22 protein-coding genes are annotated in these 21,539 nt (G+C 59.0%); 4 read left to right on the top strand and 18 right to left on the bottom strand.

All coding sequences use genetic code 11. The annotated features are described in order from the left end of the window. From L8K08_RS23670 to L8K08_RS23660, 3 genes are all read left to right on the top strand, one after another. Positions 1-660, top strand: a 660-nt coding sequence (locus L8K08_RS23670) for a hypothetical protein (protein WP_242200297.1), incomplete at its 5' end; no start/stop codon positions are given. Further along, positions 657-3,185, top strand: a complete 2,529-nt coding sequence (locus tag L8K08_RS23665; protein WP_242200294.1) for a hypothetical protein — start codon at positions 657-659, stop codon at positions 3,183-3,185. The genes L8K08_RS23670 and L8K08_RS23665, both read left to right, overlap by 4 nt. A gap of 491 nt (positions 3,186-3,676) precedes the next feature. Beyond that, positions 3,677-4,084: a DUF3742 family protein gene (locus L8K08_RS23660; protein WP_242200292.1), complete on the top strand. Its 408-nt coding sequence runs from the start codon at positions 3,677-3,679 to the stop codon at positions 4,082-4,084. On the opposite strand, the gene L8K08_RS23655 is transcribed toward L8K08_RS23660, so the two are convergent. The 5 genes from L8K08_RS23655 to L8K08_RS23635 all read right to left on the bottom strand — a co-directional run bounded on the left by L8K08_RS23655 (position 4,077) and on the right by L8K08_RS23635 (position 8,633). Then, positions 4,077-5,615, bottom strand: coding sequence for a conjugal transfer protein TraG N-terminal domain-containing protein (locus tag L8K08_RS23655; RefSeq protein WP_242200290.1), 1,539 nt, complete (start codon positions 5,613-5,615; stop codon positions 4,077-4,079). The genes L8K08_RS23660 and L8K08_RS23655 overlap by 8 nt on opposite strands. 10 nt (positions 5,616-5,625) lie before the next feature. Then, complete coding sequence (locus L8K08_RS23650) at positions 5,626-5,934, bottom strand: hypothetical protein (RefSeq protein ID WP_242200287.1); 309 nt, start codon at positions 5,932-5,934, stop codon at positions 5,626-5,628. 3 nt (positions 5,935-5,937) lie between these two features. Beyond that, positions 5,938-7,320: an integrating conjugative element protein gene (locus L8K08_RS23645; protein ID WP_242200285.1), complete on the bottom strand. Its 1,383-nt coding sequence runs from the start codon at positions 7,318-7,320 to the stop codon at positions 5,938-5,940. Further along, positions 7,317-8,273 (bottom strand): TIGR03756 family integrating conjugative element protein, encoded by a 957-nt coding sequence (locus L8K08_RS23640; RefSeq protein ID WP_242200283.1) that lies wholly within the window; start codon positions 8,271-8,273, stop codon positions 7,317-7,319. The genes L8K08_RS23645 and L8K08_RS23640 overlap by 4 nt, the downstream gene beginning before the upstream one ends. 105 nt (positions 8,274-8,378) lie before the next feature. Continuing rightward, positions 8,379-8,633 (bottom strand): helix-turn-helix transcriptional regulator, encoded by a 255-nt coding sequence (locus L8K08_RS23635; RefSeq protein WP_242200282.1) that lies wholly within the window; start codon positions 8,631-8,633, stop codon positions 8,379-8,381. Between the two features lie 169 nt (positions 8,634-8,802). Here L8K08_RS23635 and L8K08_RS23630 point away from each other — a divergent pair, with 169 nt between their 5' ends. Next, positions 8,803-9,057: a LasR-specific antiactivator QslA gene (locus tag L8K08_RS23630; RefSeq protein WP_242200280.1), complete on the top strand. Its 255-nt coding sequence runs from the start codon at positions 8,803-8,805 to the stop codon at positions 9,055-9,057. 139 nt (positions 9,058-9,196) lie between these two features. Here the strand turns inward: L8K08_RS23630 and L8K08_RS23625 are convergent, their stop codons facing one another. The 13 genes from L8K08_RS23625 to L8K08_RS23565 all read right to left on the bottom strand — a co-directional run bounded on the left by L8K08_RS23625 (position 9,197) and on the right by L8K08_RS23565 (position 21,511). Further along, positions 9,197-9,469, bottom strand: a complete 273-nt coding sequence (locus L8K08_RS23625) for an HU family DNA-binding protein (RefSeq protein WP_242200278.1) — start codon at positions 9,467-9,469, stop codon at positions 9,197-9,199. Between the two features lie 124 nt (positions 9,470-9,593). After that, positions 9,594-12,344 (bottom strand): conjugative transfer ATPase, encoded by a 2,751-nt coding sequence (locus L8K08_RS23620; protein WP_242200276.1) that lies wholly within the window; start codon positions 12,342-12,344, stop codon positions 9,594-9,596. After that, a complete protein-coding gene (locus L8K08_RS23615) occupies positions 12,344-12,760 on the bottom strand; it encodes a TIGR03751 family conjugal transfer lipoprotein (RefSeq protein WP_242200275.1) in 417 nt (138 codons plus the stop codon). The genes L8K08_RS23620 and L8K08_RS23615 overlap by 1 nt, the downstream gene beginning before the upstream one ends. After that, the gene (locus L8K08_RS23610; RefSeq protein ID WP_242200274.1) at positions 12,723-14,240 is read right to left on the bottom strand and encodes a TIGR03752 family integrating conjugative element protein; all 1,518 of its coding nucleotides are present in this window, start codon (positions 14,238-14,240) and stop codon (positions 12,723-12,725) included. Before L8K08_RS23610 ends, L8K08_RS23615 begins: the two co-directional genes overlap by 38 nt. Next, entirely contained in the window at positions 14,230-15,042 is an 813-nt protein-coding gene (locus L8K08_RS23605; protein ID WP_242200273.1) for a TIGR03749 family integrating conjugative element protein, read from the bottom strand. Before L8K08_RS23605 ends, L8K08_RS23610 begins: the two co-directional genes overlap by 11 nt. Further along, entirely contained in the window at positions 15,039-15,680 is a 642-nt protein-coding gene (locus tag L8K08_RS23600; protein WP_242200272.1) for a PFL_4703 family integrating conjugative element protein, read from the bottom strand. Before L8K08_RS23600 ends, L8K08_RS23605 begins: the two co-directional genes overlap by 4 nt. A 5-nt stretch (positions 15,681-15,685) precedes the next feature. Further along, entirely contained in the window at positions 15,686-16,090 is a 405-nt protein-coding gene (locus L8K08_RS23595; RefSeq protein WP_242200271.1) for a TIGR03750 family conjugal transfer protein, read from the bottom strand. A gap of 7 nt (positions 16,091-16,097) precedes the next feature. Then, complete coding sequence (locus L8K08_RS23590; protein ID WP_060738069.1) at positions 16,098-16,469, bottom strand: TIGR03745 family integrating conjugative element membrane protein; 372 nt, start codon at positions 16,467-16,469, stop codon at positions 16,098-16,100. Between the two features lie 17 nt (positions 16,470-16,486). Then, positions 16,487-16,726, bottom strand: coding sequence for a TIGR03758 family integrating conjugative element protein (locus L8K08_RS23585; protein ID WP_242200270.1), 240 nt, complete (start codon positions 16,724-16,726; stop codon positions 16,487-16,489). After that, positions 16,723-17,058 (bottom strand): RAQPRD family integrative conjugative element protein, encoded by a 336-nt coding sequence (locus L8K08_RS23580; RefSeq protein ID WP_242200269.1) that lies wholly within the window; start codon positions 17,056-17,058, stop codon positions 16,723-16,725. The genes L8K08_RS23585 and L8K08_RS23580 overlap by 4 nt, the downstream gene beginning before the upstream one ends. Before the next feature lie 297 nt (positions 17,059-17,355). After that, positions 17,356-18,687, bottom strand: a complete 1,332-nt coding sequence (locus L8K08_RS23575; protein WP_242200267.1) for an OprD family porin — start codon at positions 18,685-18,687, stop codon at positions 17,356-17,358. 61 nt (positions 18,688-18,748) lie between these two features. Further along, entirely contained in the window at positions 18,749-20,293 is a 1,545-nt protein-coding gene (locus tag L8K08_RS23570) for an MFS transporter (RefSeq protein WP_242200265.1), read from the bottom strand. A 9-nt stretch (positions 20,294-20,302) separates the two neighbouring features. Next, positions 20,303-21,511, bottom strand: coding sequence for an aspartate transaminase (locus tag L8K08_RS23565; RefSeq protein ID WP_242200263.1), 1,209 nt, complete (start codon positions 21,509-21,511; stop codon positions 20,303-20,305). Positions 21,512-21,539: the final 28 nt, after the last annotated feature.

The raw sequence follows: 21,539 nt of genomic DNA, 5'->3' as shown, positions 1-21,539 counted from the left end.
GATGCCCTTGATCCGAACACCGAAAGCACAGTAACCGATTTGCTGACTACGTTAGCGGAGGCTATTGGCGCGTGGCTAGCTGAGGTGAAACTGCTTGGGTCGAAAATCTCTCCGTCAGGTGTCTTTGTGGGGAAAGTCTGGACGCGCCTGTTCTTCAGCCTTGAAAAGGCTTCTGATGAGTTGAGAAGCAAGGCCAGCGTGGCAGAAATGATGGAGATATTCGCACTTTGCGTAATCAATGCCCTTTTGGTCGAAGAGGCCGGCCATCATGTTCCGGGAGATACTGCTCAGCTTAAACAAGACAGTTCCGCAGACCGTACCAATCCGGTGAAATCTGCAAGCGCATTCGTCAAGAAACTGAAGAGCTTTCCACTGTCGCGCGAGACCTTGCCAATGACCGCGATTGTGGCGACATGTCCTCTTTTGCTGGGTTTGCTCAATGCACATGAAAATTATGCAGAGAGCCTGAAGGGATTATTTCCTACCAATCAACGCAATCTGGAGGATATAAATCCGCTCCTGTGCACGGCGGAGCATTGGAAATTGTTCAACCAAATTGCGGTCGCTGGCCGTGCGAAACAGAGCGTGAAAGCCGTAAGAGGATCTGGCACGAATAAACAAGAGACTCAGGATGTCACCAGTAACGGAGTGACGGAATGAGTGAGCAGACGGGCTCTATCGCCGCTTTGCTATCGACCTTGTTGCTCTCGGATGCAGGCATCTTGGGCCTAGCTTGGCGCGAACCCTTCATTCGTCCTTTGCGATGGCCTCAGTGGCGTGAGGCAGCCTATCTATCCTATCAGCCTTGGGCGGCGCGATATCCCGATCACGTGTTCGATGCCGCTTGGCGCTCTCTCCATGCCCGACAACGTGATGGTGAATCATGGATGCCGGAGGTATTGCAGTGCCTCGCCAATGAGTACCTCGAGACTCGTCATGGTGTTATCCATGTTAAGCAGAGTTTGTTTGGGGCTTGGCAACAGAGTGTAATGAGCCGCATCACGTCTATTCCTCTCCAAGCGATGGCGCGTGTTTCGTTCGGCAGGCAGGAGTATCTCTCTGCAGACCCAGCTAGGTCGATATCGGGTGAAAGGCATGTACGTAAAGTGACATGGACGGACGCTTCTCTCCTGTTGCTCACACCCTATGACGCCATGGTAGAGGATTACGTCGCGCGCGAAGGCCTACACGAGTCTCACCTCCATCTCAACGGTAGTACCCATGCAGAAGTGTGTTGGTTAAGGGCGTTAAGTGCGCCCAAGACAGAGACGAATGATTTCCTTCACGCCTGGACCAAGGGCAAGAATGCTGCGCGCGTGCGAGAGCTGGTAGGTCAGGTAAACCCGAACCTGAGCCCCACCGATTTCTCGCGCCAACTTCGAGCAGCTGCAGAACTGCGGGCTTGGTTGGTGGCTGCTGCAACAGAGCGGGTGGATCGCACCACCCGTCTTCCTCTTAACTGTGAAGCGCTGTGCTCTGGTCGCTTGGATGTCCTGCCACCTGCACTTCACGATATGTCGCTTGCGCTGACAGCTAATACCACGGTCTCGGATGAGATTCGTTGGCAGACGATGCTTTTGGAGCAGTTACGACAATCGCCGAGCGTGCAGCTCGAGCGTATGTTTCATTGTTACCTGCTGCTTCAGAACCAGTATTACCAACTATTGGTCCAGAGCGAGACTCAATATGGCTTTGACCAGTTCCAAAAACTCACTCTGACTGACCTTCGTGAGCCGGCCGAGAAGGACTACCTTCATCGCTTTCTCGCCATGCACGGCAGCAGCCCCACCATGAGCCGAACAGGATACCTAGAAGGGCGGTTTGCCCCCAAAGACTCCTTAATTAAGACGTACACACTTGTGCATGCGATTTTGGGTGGATATTTTCGTTATCTGCGCGAAGTCACAGGATGGAAGCCTTCCTCGCAACCGGCAGGCTCCCCATTGGGATGGATGTTGGAGGAACTGGAAGGATTTTTTCGCACCCCCGAGATCCGACATCGCGCCATCCATCGTCTTGCTCTCGTTGTCCATTTCATTAAGTTGCCGTGGTCGCCGCAACCGGAGAGTAAGGCAGGGCCCTACCGCTATTTTGCACTAGAAGCTCAGCTCCGTCAGGCTACTGGGGTATTGCTGACAGCAGTAACCCGGTGGCCGCGGCTCAGAACCTGGCTTCGCGGTATCGATGGTGCCGCCAACGAGCTTCACGCCCCCCCTGATCCTTTTGCGCCGATATTTCGAGTCTGCCGGCGAGCTGGTCTTACGCATAGAACCTTTCATGCGGGGGAGGATTTCCCGCATCTGTTGTCTGGAATGCGCTACATGTGGGACGCCCTCGTCTTACTTGATCTGCGTGATGGAGACCGTATCGGTCACGGGACAGCCATGGGGATACGGCCAACATTATGGCTGGAGCGCATGCCCAAAATGCTTAACATCAGCCGGGGGGATTGGATGCTGAGCGTTTTGGCCGCTTGGCAGTTGCTCCGAGATGCCCCCGGAATGCATATGCAGATTGGACGTATTCACCGAGAGTTGGAGGCTGTGGCATGCGACGTATTCGGCGAGTGGATAAGTGCGACACAGCTAGAACGCGTAATGTTGCTTAGAGGGCTCAGTTCAGCGGAAGTACGTAAGTTCAACGAGCGGCAAGAGGATGGGATAGATTATTCTCTGAATGATTACTGGCGAGCAGAAGCATTACTAGTGAAGGAGGCGGCTCGTACTCAGCCCACGGAGTTGAAGCTTTTATGGCGGTGGTTAAGCGATCCTGATTTGCTGAAACGCTCATATGAACTCATCGATAAGGAGGCCGACTTCTTGGATGGACCGACTTATGTGCGACTTCAACAGTCGTTGATGTGGCATGTCGCCGAGAGGGGCGTTCTCATTGAGACGTTACCGTCGAGTAATGTTCGGATCAGTCAGTACCACGCGTTTCGTGAGCATCACTCGCTTCGCTGGATGCGGCTGCCCGGACATTTAGAAGAGGGGGATCCGGAGATTATGATCTGTTTGGGGTCCGACGATCCTGGCATCTTTGCGGGCGACCTGGAGTCGGAATTCCACCAGCTTTATGCCGCGTTGAGGAACGAGGGCATCAGCGACTCGGAGGCGCTGGAGCGGCTGTCGATCATCAACGAACGCGGTCGTACTTATCGCTTCCACGATCGTTCACTAGCATAAGGGCCGGTGGAGGGGCAGTGCTGAGAGTTCTTTGATTCCTTGCGAATGGCTTTATAGGGGGCAACGCATGTTGCTCTCTATGGAATGTGACGGGGCCCAATATACTGACGTTTATGACAATTATTAGTTCTACGCTGGCAAGCGCGAGTTTTGCCGCTAACCAGTACCGGCACGTGCTGATTCACTCGAATACTGACGGTTAGTCAGCTCGACCTAATCACACTTGAGAGAGAGCCTTCACCGAGCCAACGTAGTCTTGAAAATCCTGATCTGCCTGAGCAACGGATTGTCATAGGCAGCGATCCTTGCCATGTATTTAGCGGGGTGTTTTATAGGTGGCAACCTCGGCATAGAGGGTATGCCACGGGGTTTGTCTTCAAGTGAATAATTTTCGGCTGGGTAAACTGATAAACGGTCAGGCACGGACAGTTTTCAGTAGTAGGCTGTTACACCTGTCTCAACCATGAAAACGCTCAGAAGAGGGCGAGACCATGCCGACTCAGAACCCTGTTCAGAATTCACGTGCCCACCGCTGGGCATATACCTGTGGCATGTCGATAAAACGCGGGTATCGCAAGTTGAAAACGTTTGAGTCCCGCGTGGCTGAGCGTGCGGTGACGGCAGGAATGCCCGCAGGTAAATTACTTGTTCGTGGGAGCTTTCTGACTGCCAAGTTGGCGTTGGTTGGGGGGCTGCTCTTTATCGGTTTCTGGCTGGTCGCTTCTGTTTTTGTGATGATCGCTGTGATTGCTTTTCTGCAGTCCAAGGCTGTCATTGACACGGATCTTGAAGGGGATAATCCAGGTCCAGACTATCTTGGGGCTAACTCCTATCTTGGCAACTACGATGACAATGGCCACTACGTAGGTCATTTCAAATCATCTGATGACGTCAGATAATTTTCTTCGTAGCCCCCATCAACTGATCTGTTCCTTTTCCCGCTGCTCCATGTGCGGCTTTGCTTGCACCTCCTAACATCCCCTCAAGGCTGTTGCCGATTGAGTAGCCAGCCCAGCTCATGGCGACCAAAAATAGTCCAGGCAGCACCATGAACATCGCCCCCATCACGTACTCGATCACCTGTGCGGTGACAGTCCCATCCATAAGCCCGGATGTGGGCAGCGACAACAGCACCTGATTGGAAGCCGAAACTTGGTTGTACAAGGTATCGAGCATGCTGGAGTCGACCCAGCGTGCTAACTCCCACCAGAAACTCAGCATGTGCAGCGTGAACAGCGCGAACGTCACCGTCATGACGGTCTTCAACTGGTAGGTACTGACCAACAGAATTAACGGCAAGCTGATGATAACGCCCATGATCAGAAAAGCCTGCACCATCGGCAGGGCGGCGCGTAGTGCATTCATTGCCGGGAAGTTGCTGAAGGAACCGAGGGCCAGCCCGGTATTGGTGGCCAGGTTATTAAGCCCCTGATTGATCGAGCTGCCACGAGCGCTGGAGCCATAGTCCTGGTACACCTGTCCGGGCGACATGGACATCGATTGCTGGCGCGGACTGACCAGTTCGCGCAGGGTGGCATCCTCGATCTCGTTGCTGGAACGGCCAGTCAACCAACCTTTCAGCTGAGTCAGCAGCGAAGGATCGACCTGCTCGATTAAGCGCTCGCGTAACCCAACACCGCTATCATTCCACCACTGCTTGCAGGTCGGGTAGCCCGCGCCATTCTCTAGCCGCGGCAAGGAAACATCGCGGTTTTCATTATAGGGCCAGTTGACGCGCGGCGTGCGTGAACGATCCGTATCGTAGTAGCCGGGCGTATCGAGAAAATAGCTTGAACCGATCCACGCTGCGTCGTGACTTTGTGCTTTGTCCAACTGCGGACGGTTGGTGAACAGCCGAGAACGGGAATAGCCATAGCAGTCGCGAGTGAAATCGGCGACTTCCTGCAGCAGTACCTGGCTGTCGATGCGCGAACTGTCGATCTCCATGCGCATCTGCCGGATATCCGGTGCGCAGGGAATGGAGGCGGTGGCCGCCGCAGTTACCCCTTTGCTCAAGGCATGCACCAGAAACCACCAGATCGGTACGTTGGCGGAGCGCTCGCCGATGGTATTGAAGGTGGTCCCCCAGGCGGTTTCTGCTGGCTTAGCCACACTCACACCGCAGCGCTGACTCGCCGCATCATCGAACGCCATTGACGAGAGGCTCAACGGAAAGACCGACGCGCAGCCGAACAACACGACGATGTAGGCCAGCCACAACCGGTTCTCGATCCGCGGCACCGAGAGCAATCCCTTGTTGCCTTCATCCGCGCCTTGCTGACGGGCCGACAACCATTCCTGCAGGATGATCGCGCCGAAGGGCGCGGCAAACAACCCGGTGTCGGACAGGACACTCCAGAGGCCGTTGTTGATGATCCAGGCCAGCAGAGAGAGGTAAAACTCAAGGTAGCTGTTGGTGCTCATGAGCATGGTGGTGACCTCACAGTCGGGTGAGTTCGACGCAGGTAAAGAGCACGAGCCCTATTGTCCCGATGCGTTTCACGCGCAATCGATCCAGTGGTCGATGTCGGTAGCGTCGAAGCAGGTCCCACCAGAGCGCAAAGAGGGCGGCGTAGAGAAGGGCGCGCCACCACCGCAGATAAGGTCGTGCGGATTCGAATGCCTGCTGCCAGACCTCGAAACTACCCAGCGCAGTGCGGCCAATCCAGGCGACCAGTGCGGCGGTCAGGATCATCGCCGCGGCAATCCCCAGACTCGAAAGCAAAGTGAATAGCGGTGAGCGTTTCATGGCTCACTTGCGCCTGGCGTCAGCATCATTGAGTCGACCGGGCTCGGGGTCGCCTTGCTCGACGGTGCGCGAAGCATCGGCACCACCGGCATGCCGATCGAGCACCAGGCTGGCGGTATTGGTCGTCAGCATCTGCCTGACCTGCAGCTCGGTCTGCAGCAGGCGAATTTCGCGCTCCAGGGTGTCGATATTTTTCGTCAAGGCGGTTTGGGCTGGCTCGGCGGAGGCGATGTTCGGTTCGTGACTGCCTGCCAGCAGCGTGCGCAGTAGCAGCAGTGCTTTGTCGAGCACACTGGACAAGGCCGTTTCACTGGCCAGGCGCCGTGCCAACAAATCCTGGTCAGGGTCGTCACGCAGGGCTTCGATCACGCCACGGGTCACCGGCAGCATCGAGCTCGAGGCTTTAGCCAGGTTGTCAGGGGTAGGCGACAGGGAACCCGACAGCAACCCTTGCAGGGCCTTGAGGCGTTCGCTGTAGGCCTCCTGGATCAGCGGCGTCAGTCCGCTGCCAGCGGTCGCACGCAGAGTTTCGCAGCTGTCGCAGGTCGCGACTTCGTTCTCGCCCAACACCCGAACGGCCCAGTCGGACTCCTCCTGGGGCGAAGCCCATGTCTGACAAATAGCCCCTCCCAGGCAATCACTGCTACTGATCGAGGCACTGTCATCCACCGTACGGTTATGCAGCAGGTTATAGCCTGCGCGGACCACGTCGGCGGTCACCCGAATGGGTGTCTGTCCGTTACCTCCGGCTTTCGAACCGCCGACCCAGGACACCCCATTGTTGCCGTTATGGGCCTCGGTGTTTTTCACCGCTGCCACCGCATCACCGCCGGTTTGCTCCAGATTGCCCTGCATCTCCTGGTTTTTGGCCAGCGCACCCCAACCGGCTTGACCGACCTTATCCGCCATCTTTTCGGCCATGGCCTGGCAGGTTAGCTTGGAGCGGTCGAAGTCGATCCGACCTTGCATCACCCCGTTACTGAGCAACTCATAGAGACCGGGGTTGGCGCGCTGGATGATCAACGCCGGCAGCGACATCACCGCTTGGGTCGCGTTCTGCACGATGCTGCCCATGATCTGCTGGAAACCTTCGGTGACGCCGTTCAGCTGGTTTTGCAGGGTGTTGGTGAGGCTCATGTTTCCGCACATCATGTTCGCTCGCCAGGAGCCGCCGACGCCGAGACCGCTGGGTCGATAGAGCGAGCTCGGTGAGCCCACTGCCGAGCCGCCACCAATGGTGTACATCACTCGGTCGTCGAGTACTTCGCCCTGAGTACCCAGGCGGTAATCGCCTTCGGCGGCGTGGGCATACGTGGCCATGGCGAGTAGTCCATAGAGCACCAGACTCATTGTGCCCAACCAGGGTCGCGCGTGAAGCCGGCTCATGAAGCACCGCCTTCGAAGTCGATGCTGAACAGGAATGTCTGTCCCTCACGTTTGCAGCAGCTATAGGGGCGCCACAGCGACCAGGCGTAGCCGCCATCCGCGCTCTGTAACGGATCGCTGGGGAAGATGGCGCACGTGGGCTGAACCTGAGGGTAGAGCAATTGCCATGTGTGGGTCGAAGCATCGTTTTCCACGATCGGGCCAGGCGGCCAGTAGCCGTCGCGTTTGGCGGGCGTGAGGGGTAAGTACACATGCGGCTGCCAGTTGCGGGTAACCACGTCGCCGGCCCGTTGCGCCATGACCGCGGCAGCCTTGAAGTCGTCGGGCTGTACCAGAAAACCCTGCCGGGGATAAACGTTACCCCACATGTTTCCCGAGGCCTGACGTTCGATTTCACGGATCCCCGGCACGAGCGACTCGGGGTAGAAACTTTCCGGGATGCCATGGCGCCAGGCCAGTGAGTCCAGGGTACTCAGGTAGTAGGGCAGGAACGCCGTTGCACCGCTGGCGCAGGCGTAGCCGGACTGCGAAGCCAGTTGCGTCGCGGCCCAGCCACCGGGGTGGCCGATCCCGTCGACGTTCTTGAAGCGGGGCAGGTTGTCGCGGTGGGTGTTCGGCGTGATCAGGTTGCCGCCGCCCTGCGCGCCGCTGATGGGAGATGAGAGGGCAGCCATCTCGGCCCAGGGGTTGTTGCCGGTGGTGGTATAGCTCGAAACCACCAGTTCAGGAATGAAATGACGAACCTTGGTCGAGGTTTTGACCTTGCAGCCGAAGGGCGTGCAGAGCAGCCAGAAACAAATGCCGACGACCTTGTATGCGAGGCAACTTGGCGAAAGCACAGAGGCGGTGATGCTACCGGTATCCAGCGCCATGCTTGGGCCGCACGCCAGCAGGATGCTCAGCGCCAGGGGCCGTAGCTTTGTGGGCGAGATTGACGAGCAGGCAACAGGCATGATCCAGGCTCTCGGTATATGGCCTGGGCAGGTTCGGTGACGGACTGAAGACTGTCAGTGGAAATTATGAAGGCGGATCTATCGGATTTGTGAGCTGTGAGACTATTATTTGACGTGAAGGGCGCTGCGCAGGGTGTCGGGTTCTGCAAGCAGTTGATCTGTGGTGATTTCGAGAATATTGGCGAGTTTGCACAGGACCAACAGCGATGGATTGCCCGTGCATCGTTCGATTTGACTGACGTAGGTGCGATCCACCTCGGCCATGAGCGCCAGCTGCTCCTGGGTAAGGTTCTTTACGCGCCGCATCCAGCGGATGTTCTCCGCCAGTTGCAGACGAAGTTGTTCGTAGTCTTGAGTCATGCGCGCAAATTGCGCCTTGAGGGACTCTCAATCCACGGGATATAGTCTACATTGGCATTGAATTAGGCCATTTGGTGCCCATGCCTATTATCGAGCGTTCATTTGGTGTCGTTAAGATTTCGAGGCTGGGTCCAGTGTCCAACAATAAAATCAGAAATCTAGGGTGCGTATGGACGAAAACTACATTTCAATTCCGGCGGCGGATGGTTGCCCAAGTCTTCTGACGCCTTGGGGCAGCGAATTTGCCCCGATGATCGAACGTGGCGTGCAATGTGCTCAGGCTTGGCTTGATACGCCCGGTGAGATTCCACTGTGGTGGGCGCTGGCTCAAACCCGCAAGACCTTCCCTGTCGGTGACTGCCAAGATGCGTTTGCGGCCGGATTTCTGTTGAGGATTCAGCAGCGATTAAATCGTGCCAAATGAACGATGAGGAAAACGACGTTTAAGCAGGCTTCGTATGGATGACGTGGACAGTTCCCGGTGTCCGGCAAGCGTGTTCGGCTGCTGAAGCCCCAATACCAGCGCTCTCACAGAGTTGGTATTGGGTAATCGCCGCCAGCGTCTAGTTAACCGCGTCTTTCAGCGACTTACCGGCTTTGAAACTAGGCGTCTTCGCGGCTGCGATCTTGATGGTGGCCCCAGTTTGAGGGTTGCGGCCGTCGCGCGCTGCACGCGCTTTCACCGCAAAGGTACCAAAGCCAACCAAGGTGACGTTCTCACCGCTTTGCAACGCAGTGGATATGATGGTTGTGAGGGCTTCCAGCGCGCGTCCGGCAGTGGCCTTCGGGAGGTCGGCGGAGCTCGCTATGGCCTCGATCAGATCGTTTTTATTCATGTGTGACTCCTTCCGCTGGCTGAGTGTTGACGAGTAATCTACTCAGATAGATCGGGCATATCCAGCACAAAACCGCTCTCCAGCCCTTTGCAGATGTAACGCTATTTGGGCTTCAAATCGATACTTACGTCCCGATTCCACGGGCTTGGTCAATGCGCTCTGCTACTTGGTAAGCCGCTTCCAACTCCGAGAGGCCGTTTTCCTGCATCAGCGCCCAGCGCTCGGCTTTTTCCTCGGGCTCCGTCATGGCTAGGGCGAGATAGAGGCTGGGCGGTACGGCGCGAAACAGCGTTTCGAGCTTCTTCGATAGCACGACCCCTTCGGTGTATTTACCTGGTTCTTTGCTGGCGGAGAGCAACAAGGCTTTCTGTGCCGGCGTGAGCTTCTTGAAACGGGAGATTTCTTCGATTTCCGCGGGCGGCATGTTCAAACAAATCCACCATTCGATCATGTTGAGCATGGTCTGCGCGGCTGTGGGGAAGTCGGCAAGGTTCTGTGTGGCGAGCCAGAACCAGGCACCCAGCTTGCGCCACATCTTAGTGCCCTTGACCACGAATGGTGCCAGCAGCGGGTTTTTGGTGATGATATGGCCTTCGTCGGTGACCATGATGATCGGCCGACCCAGGTACTGGTCGCGCTCGGCAAGGTTGTTCACAGTATTCATCAGGCTGATGTAGCTGATGGACATCTGGGCTTCGTAGCCTTCGCGAGCGTAAGTGGCCAGATCGACAATGGTCACATCGCTCTCGGGCCAAGGTGTGCCCTCGCGATCGAATAATTCGCCCTCGAAACCCTGGCAAAACAGGTCGATGGACTCGCCCATTTCTTGGGCACGCTCGCGACGCTTCTCTGGCAAGTGCGGATCAGAGGCGACGCGCAGCAAGGCGTCGCGCAGGTCGCGGGTCAGTACCTGGCGGGCCGTGGTGACGCAAGTCTGCGCCGCATCGAGAATGCACTCGCGGATCAAGCTGCGATCGGCTCGACTCAGGCGCGCCTCTTCCTTGGCCTCGCCGCCGGTGATCATCAGCCGGGCGGTGATTTCCAATTCACCGAGAATGTCGCGGTGGTCTTCGCGACTGGTTACCACCTCATCGTCCAGCTCATCGATCGACAGACTCGCCACCTGATCCGCCTGTTCGATCAGGCGCCAAGCGTCGGCAAAGGGGGCGAGACTGACCGAAGCGCCAGGTTTCAATTGGACCTTATTGACCGACAGGCCCTGTGTCGCGAAGTAGTCGCCCTGCAAGCCGAATGAGTTGCCGGCCTCGACGATAAACAGGCGAGGTCGGTATACGGCCATGACCTGCATCAGTAGGGTAACCAGGGTCGCCGACTTGCCGGCGCCGGTGGGACCGAACAACAGCAGATGGCCGTTCATGGCCCGGTCCAGGCGTGACAACGGATCGAAGCTCAGCGGCGAACCGCCGCGGTTGAACAGGGTGATGCCCGGGTGGCCGGTGCCTGTGCTGCGGCCCCAGACTGGAACCAGATTCGCCAGGTGCTGGGCAAACATCAGGCGGGTGTACCAGTTGCGCGTGTCGCGGGCCGGGTTGTAAGCCATCGGTAACCAACGCAGGTAGCTGTTGCAGGCGGCGACTTCATCGCCTTCGCGTACCGGTTGCAGCCCCGCACCCAACAGTGCGTTGGCAAGGCTGACCGAGCGCAGGTGCAATTGTTGTTCATCGTGACCGCGCAGGTAGAACGCCAGCGTGCCGCGGTACAGCTTGTGCTGGCGGCCGATGATCGTACGAGCCTCTTCAACATCTTGGCGGGTCTGAGTCGAGGCCAGGTTTTCACCGATGGCTTTGCGCGCCAGGCGGTTCAACTGATCCTCAAGCACGTCCTGAGGCTTGACCACCAGGGTCAGGCTCATCACCGTGCCTTCAGGTAACTGGTCGAACAGGTCATTCACCGCGTCGCCCTTGCGGGTTTCGCCAGTGAGTTGACCAATCAAGGGCGCTCGGCGCAGCTTGTCCACTACCATCACCCGGTGGGGCTGATCGTCGAAATACCAAAGTCCGCGCTGCACATCCGAACGCGGCTCATTGAAAAATAGCCGTTCGGCAAAGTCGTGATCGAAGGGCAGTTCCAGCGACTCACCGTCGCCCGACTCCGGATAGGCCACGCGACGGTAGAACGCCTCGGGCGCCTCATCGGTGAGCGTGGGTGCCGGATTGAACCAGGGCACTAACCAGGCATACAGACCTCGGCCATCGACTCGCGTCGATGGCACCCCGCATGCTTGCAGCGAGGCACCGATTCGTTCGCAAGCTTGTTGCAGGGATTGCGCCGGGGAGAGTCCTGTTTCTTCAGCGTCAGACTCAAGCCAGCGATAGACCACCAGGCGCACCCGGCGGTTGTTGCCACGCCAGGGAAGGCGCGTCACCACCTTATCCTCAAACAGACCACCGGGCTTGGCGATGGCCTTCAGATGACGGCGGCTTAGTTCCAAATACGCTTCGGTGAAGACCGTGCCTCGCGCGCTGTCCTGAATGTAATCGGTGAGCCGGGTCAGGTAGGGGGTGAAGTCGTTGTCGTCCTGGCAGAAAAACTGCGCCACCCACGGCGCTTGATCCAGCTCGTCAAAGCTATCCTGCAGGGCATCCTCAAGGGCATCGCGGGCCGCCATCAACCAATCGGGTTCGCGCCCTTCAGTGCCGATGGGCAGCAACTCGAATACCGCACCCACCGAACGATTGTCATCGAGCAGAAAACACTGCTCGGTGTTGAGGTACTCGACCCACGGCAGGTGATCGGTGAAGCTAGGGTTGTGCGCATAGAGTGCGGCGTCATCGGCCAACGTGGCGCGAGCGCATAATGGGTTGCGCCAGGCTTTCCACGCGGCAGTGCGGTTGCCCGAATGGCCGGTACGCACTACAAGTCTTCCTGACGTTCACCCGTCAACGCGTACTGCACCCGTTGGTAGAACGGAAAGACAGTCGAGTAACCCGGGACCGGCGCCTGTTCGGTACCACTCAAATGCGGATACACGTACAGCACCAGATCGGGATTGGGCAGGCGAGGGAACCGGTTGCGGATCTCGTTCGCCGCTGTGCGCGTGTACGGTTCCTGGTGAAAGGTGGAGAAATCCGCCTGAGCCAGCGGGCGGCGTAGCTGTTGCCGAGCATCCAGCAGCTGCTGCTGAGTGGCTTGCGAACCAGCACCGTTCCAGATGTCCAGCATGGTTTGCTCGCCATGGGGCAGCAGCGTCTCCTTGTCGGTGGAGCACCCCGCCAGGACCAAGCAGAACACGCTAATCCAGGTCAGGCAGAGAGGTATGGCTTTTTTCATGGCGAACGCTCCGGCCCTTGGGCTCGTAGTCGATGGTGATCTCATGGTCGAGGTGCAGCGCGACTTGGGCGGCCGGTGGCACGTACACGGCAGCAAAGGCCTCGCCATACAGCTTGTTGACCCACTCGCGGATGTCGCTGACCCCACCACTGAGGATTGAATTCAGCGCGCTGTTGCCCGTGCTGTTGGTAACCCCGAGCGTACTGCCGCCCGAACTGATCACGCTGCTGTTGTTCTGCTCATCCCCGAGCAAGGCGGCGACACCGGCGCCGGCCGCCGTGATCAGGCTCTGGCTGCCGAGGTATTGCTGGGCATTCGAGCGGCGCTCGCCGGCGATGCAAGGAATGCCATACGGATCGGACAGGTAACCGAGTCCACCACGGATCTTGTCGGTGCTCGAGCTCTGGGTGGTGGAGGCAGTGCGGCTGGCTACTGCCTTCGGCTGAGGCACCGTGCGGATGGTGCCATCGATAAACACAAAGGTGATTGACTCGACCTGTCCGCGCACGCAAGACAGGGTCCAGTCACCGGACGCTGTGCCGCTCATCACGGCGCCCGCGACGTCCGGCAGGTCGATGCCGTTGGCCGTCAGATTCTCGGGACCGACCAGCACCTTGAAGGGATAGGGATCATTCACTGTACCGTCCACCGGGACTCGGCCGATCAGTGCGGTCATGGCGACCGAGCCCATCAATGTCGCGTTTTCAGGAATGGTGTAGACCGGCTTCGCACCTTCGGTACGATCAACGGATCGCGTCAGGTCGCGCTCACCCTTGGTGACGGCACGTAGCTGTTTCTGGCTGCGATCAATAACGTTATCGTTCAAGCCTTCCAGCGAGTTGAACGCGGTAGGTAGACTCAGTGCGGAGGAGGTCTTGGTTTTGCCTCGGGCGTCGGTGGGCGGAGCATCCGAGGGTTCAATCCACTGCAGCGCATCATCGGTAGAATGCCGCGCTTCGAACTGGGCCCCATCGCCCGGCTCAAGCCCCAATCCGATTGGAGTGTCCTTGCCTTTGCCGGTCAGCCCCGACAACTGCTCCTGCAATTGCGTCAGCAGACCGCGAGCCTGACGACTGTCTTGTTCCGCTTTGAATCGGGCCTCGTTGGCTTGTCGGCGGCCTTCGTCGACCTGCTGGGTCACACTGCCAAGCGCTGTCTGGATGCGCGAGTCGACACTGTTTTCCCGCTCGCGCAGGCGGTTGTTTTCCGTCTGCAATGAGTCATTGTGTTTCTTCAAGCCGAGCATGTCGCTGCGCATGGCCTTCACCTGGCCGACCAGGGTGGCGACGGTGTCGCGTGGGGTATCGCCAGCAATGCCGAGCGACTTGGCTTGCTCGGCGGATAACTGAATGTTGCCCTGATCAACTGGGTTCTCTGGAGAGGGCGTGTTGCCACCCGCGACCCAGCTTTTTAGAATGATCAACACCACGGCCAGCAGCGCAGCCGGTACCAGCCATTTGAGCAACGCGTTAGCCTTCATCGCCAGCACCTCGCGCAACGGGCGGAAGCAGCACGGCGTGTTCGAGGCTGGCACTGCGGGTGACGAGATAGGCAATCGTGGTGTCTTCAGCGCTGCCGACAGGCCCGAGGAAAGCATGCTGGAAGGTCGCGGCGAACAGCTTGGCCTGAAGCCGACGCGGATCGAGTTGTACCGTCTCTGGACCACGATTGCGCAACTTCACCGCCGTCACCCAGTAGTCACCGAGTCGCCAGGCGGCGATGGGCGTGCTGGACACGTTTTCGGTGGGCAGCAGGGTTGGCAATTCGGTGCGCAGCTTGAGCGGGACGCGGCGTACGCCGGGTAGGGACTCCACGGTGCGCAGCGGCGCATACAGGCTCTGTGCGGCATAGCGCGTCAAAGCGACCGGGATCGGCGTACGTTCTGGAACAGGGAAGTTGCTAGATGCTTCCTCGGTAGCCTGTATCTGAGCATTCTTGAGAATACGCACGGGCTCCAGCGGTTGATCACCAGGCGTGGCCGCGATATCCAGGAGGATGATCTCCCCCGTCGTGACCGATTGCAGTTGTAGTCGGGTCGGTGCAATGGCTTCCGACGCGCGCAGGTACAGCGTGCCGCCGGTTGATTGCACGCGCAGCTTGCCCGTCAGGTTTGAGGGCACCCCAACTCGGACATCCTCATCGACAAAGACCACCCGTTCCTGATTGATCACCAGCGGGACCGCGAGGGGGAGGCGCTCCCAGTGCATCAGCTCGACGGCCTGCGCTGCAGCTCCCCATAGCATCAGTGCGACGGTGAGTCCCAGGGTAAAAATCCGCTTCATGGCTCACCTCCAGGCTGGGAGATTTTTTGCGGAGTGCCCTGATAACAATCCAGTGCCAGCCCCCACTTATTGCGTTCGGGGTCCAGATCAAAACGCACCACGCGCAATGGATAACGCACCACCACCCGCTTCACCGGTTCCGCGGCGTAATACTCATCGGCGTTGAGGTCGAGTTTGACCAGCCAGCTATCGCGATCTAGTTGCTTGACCCTGAGTTCCGGATCTTCGCTGTAACCTCGGCCCAGAATTTCGTAGACCCCACGTACCCGCTGGCGCAGTTCGCCGGCGGCCTTGCGGTACTCGTAGTCGCCGTCGAGGAAGGCCTTGCAGGCGGGCGTCAGGTAGGACTGCAAGCCATAGATGGCACGGCGATAATCCTGCTCGCCATCCGAGGGCCAGCGGTTGAGTTGGCCAAAGATGTACAGGGCAAAGGCATACACATTCTCTGGGGGGACATCCCACCACTTACGCGTGCTGCCCGAGCGCAGATCCGGGGGGACATGCACGGTCAGATCGGTCGGTGCCGAGCGCCAGCCGTACCAGAGTCCGGCACAGAGCAGGGCGAGGACCATTACTGCCAGACGCAGGCTGAATATATGGGCTTGTTGGGCGTCTACCTTGTTCCGAAAGCGACTCATGGTTGTCACCGGGACAGGGCAGGGCGCAGTCGACACGAACGGCGAACCGTCCAGGCGCCGGAGTGCAGGATTAAAGTCCCTCGACCCAGGCGCCAACGGCTGGCGAGTTTCCATTCGAGTTTGCGGTACAACCAGGTCTCGGGGCGAGCCCGTTTGGCTCGACGCAGTAGCGTGCCACCGGCAAATAACACCAGCGCCATGCTTGCGATCATGCTGGTCGGCGCCACGGCAATGGAGGCGGTGGCGATCGCCAGAGGAACACCCAGCAGCAGGCCAATGATTGCGCCGGAACCGAGCGCTACCCACATCTCATCATTGGTCAAACCGCGCAGTACGGCAGGATCGCGATTGAGTCGCTCGGGCAGAAAGACCAAGGTGCCGTCTGCAAGGCGTTCGACAGTGTCGTTCATGTCTACCTCACAGAATCGCGGCAGCCTTGGTCAGGAACCAGATGATGATCACCACCAACAAGGCACCGATGCCGACCACCGCACCCAAGTCTTTCCAGGTTTTGCGCTGGTTCTGCACGTCGGCATACACGGTCAGGGAATGCCAAGCCACACCAAGAAAAGCGAGTAGGGCGATTAGCAGACCGAGCAGGATCCCGCCGTCGTAGGCGTAGTTTTTAATCGTCTCGATCAATCCGGAACCTTCGCCACGCGAAGGGGCTTCCATGGTGGGGAGCTCGGCAAATGCTAGGCTTGGACCGAGCACCAGCAACAGACCGATCAGGCGCTGACTGGCACGATCACGCAGGTTGTTTTTCAGGGGGGCAAGGCACTTGAGCATGACGGCGATCTCCGGGGTTAGGACAGGGTGAAGAGCATCGGTACGAGCAGTGTGAGCAAGACGCGCGCAGCGCTGCCGCCGAAGGCCCCAGAGCGCACACTGCCGGTGGCCCAACCCCGGTAGGCCGTCCACATCACCCAGGCACACCAAAGCAAAGTCAGGACGAGAACTAGGGACAGCCAGAGCGTCGAACTGCTCTGTGCCGAGAAGCCGGAGGCGTTTTGGAACGCGGAGCTCTGAGCGTCAGTCATGCTCATGGCGACGACTCCGCGGGCGGAGTGTTGAGGCGGTAGTTACCGACCAGCTCACCAGGATCGCGAGGTTGAGCACGGGAGGGAGACAGATAGTCCTGTATACCGTGACGGATGCGCCGGATGTCCTGAGTCAGCCGGGGATAGTCGAAGCTATAGCGATCGTCGGGTTCAGGCCTATTGGCTGTCTCAGCTCGTGCCGCTATGCGTTCGATAGTGTCGAGCTGCTGTAAGACCAGACTGAGCTGACTCTGTTCATGAGCAGATGCGGCATAGCTACCGCCATGGACAAGTACCAGCGACAGTAGTGACAGGTGGCGAAAAGCAGTAGTCGACATGATGCTGGCCCATATTCATATGGAACCAGAATCAAGTAAAAAGGGTGGGTGGGGCAGTAAGAAAAGCGAGATATAAGGAATCGCTTTTCCTTAGTAGATTCGCAGCGGAAATTGAGGCGTAGATCCATTTAATCTGGGCTTTAGGTTTTGGGGGTAACTCCAATACGTTTTCGGCGGCTTTGAATCAGGTAAATATGGGTTGGCGATGACGTTCGGGTCATCTTTATATGAGTGTCTGTTGGAAAAATGTGCGTCATTAAGGAGCCGAAACCCGGCGTTACGCCGGGTTTCGATGCCTTACAGAATGTTCAGCGGATAGCTGATGATCACTCTATGCTCGTCGCTGTCCCGTTGTGTGGAAACTTCAGTACGCAGCGAGGCATGACGCAGGGCAATGCTCAGATCTTTGAGCGGTCCTTGTTGAATGACATAGCTGACCGTCAGGTTGCGTTCCCACTCGCTTTTGTCGCCCGTCGGCGTGCGGATGTTCGAGCCACTTTCGTACATGCCGAGGAAACTCAGGCCCGGCACTCCGACCCTGGCGAAATCGAATCCGTAGCGAACCTGCCAGGTGGTTTCCCCGGCGCGCTGGAACTTGCCGATCATCGATTCCGTCATGAAGTAAGCGGTCGAGCCATCCCCCTGGTTCAACCAGACCGCATCGCTGTCGCCGCTGACTTGTTGCAGGCCGGCGGCGAAGGTGTGGCCGTTGACCAGGTAAGTGAATTGCGCGCTGTCCAGGCGGCTGTCGACCTTGCCCTTGGTCACGCCGTCGCCGTAGTAGCCGAAGGTGTAGAAGGCAGGATCGTGGCCGTTGGCGCCATCGGAGCGGTTGTCGAAGTGGCGCAAATCGGTGCGCAGGGTGCCGGGGCCAACCTGCATGTCGTATTTGAGGCCGAGGAAGTTCTGTTTGTAGAAGTCCTGCAGGTTGCCGTAGTAGTACTGCAACGTCAGGTCTTTGGTGGCTTTGTAATCCACGCCGCCGTAGTAGAACTTGTTCACGAACTCGCCGGTTTGCGCATTGTTCGCGCCAGGAATCGACATGCCCATCTGGTTGCTCGACCCGCGACCCTTGACGTGCTCCAACTGGCCGAGGGTGAAGGTGAACTTCTCCAGGTCTTTGGATTGAATCTGCCCGCCGTTGAACGTCTGTTGGAGCATTCGATCGGTGGACATCACCACCGGCAACATCGGCACCAGCGTGCCGTATTTCAATTCAGTGTTGGCGAACTTCGCCTTGGCGGTCAGGCCCAGGCTGCCGAACTCATCCACGGCACGCCCGTCGCTGTCGGTCGGGAAGATGTTGCCGTTGAAGTTCTTGCTTTCAGGGTTGTAGTGCCGACCTTTGCCAGAATCCAGCCGCACCCCGAACATGCCGATAGCGTCGACGCCGAAACCGACCGTGCCCTGGGTAAAACCGGACTGGAAGTTGGCGATGAACCCCTGACCCCATTCCTGGGTGTAATTGGGATCGGCCGCGCCGCTGCGGTTGTCGGCATTACTGAAGAAGTTACGCGACAGCACGCTGAGCTTGCTGTCTTCCACCAGGCCGGCGGCGTAACCCTGTTGAGCGATGATCAGACCGCAAATGCCGGCCATTACTTTAGGTGCGCGATTGAAAAGCTCCATCGGAGTCATCCCCATGAGTGGTCGAGTGTTGTGAGAGGCAGTCAAAAGCGGCAGTCAGTTTTTATTGTTTTTCAGGAGCTACGGTGGCCGGTAAGACGTTCAGTCTCACGGGCGGCAAGCGGTACAGGATGAATAGCGCCAAAACCCCGAGCCCGGCGCACAGCAGCAGACCAACGCCCACCGACTGCGCCAGGGCATTGCGGGCCAGGTTCAGCCATTGCGGGTGTTCGAGCAGGGCGGCGTCGGGGCGCAGCAGGATTTGCGGGTCGGCGTACAACGCCAAACCGTCGGCGTACCCTTGGGCGAGAAACAGCCGTTGCAGGTTGGCGCTGTACAGCAGGTTGACCAGCACGCCCATTCCCGCGGTGCCCAACAAGCCGCCGACCAGGCGCAGGGACTGGGTCAGCGCGGTGGCAATCCCGAGAAACTGGCGCTCGGCGAGTGTCTGGGTGAACACCGTCAGGTTCAGCAGAATGAAGCCGAGGCCAACCCCGGCCAGCAGGATCAAGCCGAGCAACCCGTTGAACGAAGCACTGCGCCCGGCGATGGCCAGACCGAGGCAGGCCAGCAACAGCGCGACAAATCCACCCAGCGGCAACAGGTTCGGGTTACGCAAACGGGTGACGATGCGGCTGTTGACGATGGCGCCCAAGGTGATGCTCAGGGCCAGTGGCGTGATCAACAAACCGGCGTCCTGCGGCGAGTAGCCGTAGCTGCCTTGCAACAGCAATGGCAGATAGAACAACAGCGAAAACATGATCGCCCCGGCCGCCATCGACAGCAGGAACAGCAGGCGCATGCTCGGCAATCCGAGTAACGCCGCCGGCAGCAAGGCGTGCTCGCAGCGTCGCTCCCAGCGCCACAGCGCAACGTTCGCCGCCACGCAGCTCAAGCCCAGCGCCGCACTCAGCAGCAGGCTCGAATGCCCGAGCCATTCGACAAACAATTGCAGGCTGCCCAACGCCAGGGCGATCAGCAGCGCACCCGGCCAATCCAGGCTGATTTTCGTATGTTGCAGCGGACGGTTATAAGGCAAATAGCGCCAGGCGAAAAACAGCGCCAGACAGCCCAACGGCAGGTTGATGTAGAACACCGAGCGCCAACCGAAGGCCCCGGTCAGATACCCGCCCAACCCCGGCCCGATGGCGTTGACCACGCTGAACAGTGCACTGAGCAGCATCTGCCAGCGCAGGCGTTGGCGGGTGTCGGGAAACAGTTCCGGAATGCAGGCGAACGCGGTGCCGATCAACATGCCGCCGCCGACCCCTTGCAAGGCGCGGCCAATCACCAGCCACAGCATGTCAGAGGCAAGGGCGCAGGCCAGCGATGCCACGGTGAAGATCAGCGTGGCGGCGATCACGAACGGCTTGCGCCCGTAGTAGTCGCCCAATCGACCGAAGATCGGAATCGTCACAATCGAGGCCAGCATGTAACCGGTGGCCACCCAGGCGTACAGCTCAAAACCCTTGAGCTCGGCGACGATGCTCGGCAAGGCGTTGCCGATCACTGTCTGGTCGAGCGCCGAAAGCATCAGCACCAGCGAGATGCCGAGCATCGCCAGCAACGCTTGCCGGAAGCTCAGGGGAGGGTGGGTCGCCACGGTCATCATCGGTCCTCAGCTCAACGCCGCAACGGCCGCGGCGATCCGCGAGCAACCCTCATCGAGGGTGTTGATGTCGGTTGCAATCGACATCCGGAAGAACGGCGCCAATCCATAAGCGGACCCGGCCACCACGGCGACACCCTGGCTTTCCAGCAAGTACATGACCACGTCGTAATCGCTGTTCAGGCGCTTGCCTTGAGCCGTGGATTTACCCTGCAAACCCGAGCAGTTCACGTAGAGATAAAACGCGCCGTCGGGTTTGCGGCAACTGAGGCCGTCGATGGCGTTGAGCAGGTCCAGGCAGCGGTCACGGCGTTGCTGATAAACCGCCACGCTGTCCGTGACGAAGGTCTGGTCGCCGTTGAGCGCCTCGACGGCGGCGGCCTGGCTGACCGAGCAGGCGTTGCTGGTGGATTGCGATTGCAGGGTCGCCATTGCGCCGATCAGGTCCGCCGGGCCCGCCGCGTAGCCGATGCGCCAGCCGGTCATGGCGTAGGTCTTGGACACGCCGTTGACCACCACGGTACGTGCGCTCAGCGCCGGTTCGATGGCGAGGATGTGCGGGTTGCCCAGGCCTTCGTAGCGGATGTGTTCGTAGATGTCGTCGGTCATCAGCAACACCTGCGGATAGTCGAGCAACACATCGGCCAGGCCGCGCAGTTCGGCGGCGCTGTAGCTGGCGCCGGTCGGGTTGCTCGGCGAGTTGAGCAACAGCCAGCGCGTGCGCTCGGTGATCGCGCCGCGCAATTGCTCCGGGGTCAGCTTGAACGCGTTTTCTTCCGGGCAGGCGAGGGTCACCGGTTCGCCTTCGCAGGCCAGCACCATGTCCGGGTACGACACCCAGTACGGCGCCGGGATCAACACTTCATCGCCAGCGCCCAGGGTCGCGGCGAAGGCGTTGAAGATCGCACTCTTGGCGCCGCTGGTGACCAGGATCTGGTTCGCGGCATACGTCAGGCCGTTTTCCCGGGCCAGTTTGTCGACGATTGCCTGACGCAACTCCGGGGTGCCGGCGTTTTGCGTGTAGCGGGTTTCGCCACGTTCGATGGCGGCGCTGGCCGCTTTGCGAATGTGTTCCGGGGTGTCGAAGTCCGGCTCGCCGACCACCAGGTTGATGATCGACTGTCCTTGCCGACGCAGCTCATTCGCACGGTCGGAAGCGGCGCTGCTGGGGGACGGCTTGATACGTTGAACACGGGCGGCGATGCGGGAGGCAGTCACGTGCAGTTCCTCGTTGATGGCGTTGACG

The sequence above is a fragment of the Pseudomonas sp. TREG-RG-20F-10-E-6-01 genome, assembly GCF_022662455.1.
Lineage (GTDB): Bacteria > Pseudomonadota > Gammaproteobacteria > Pseudomonadales > Pseudomonadaceae > Aquipseudomonas.
The sequence above is the reverse complement of the archived record's forward strand: the minus strand, read 5'-3'. Positions and strand labels throughout refer to the sequence as shown.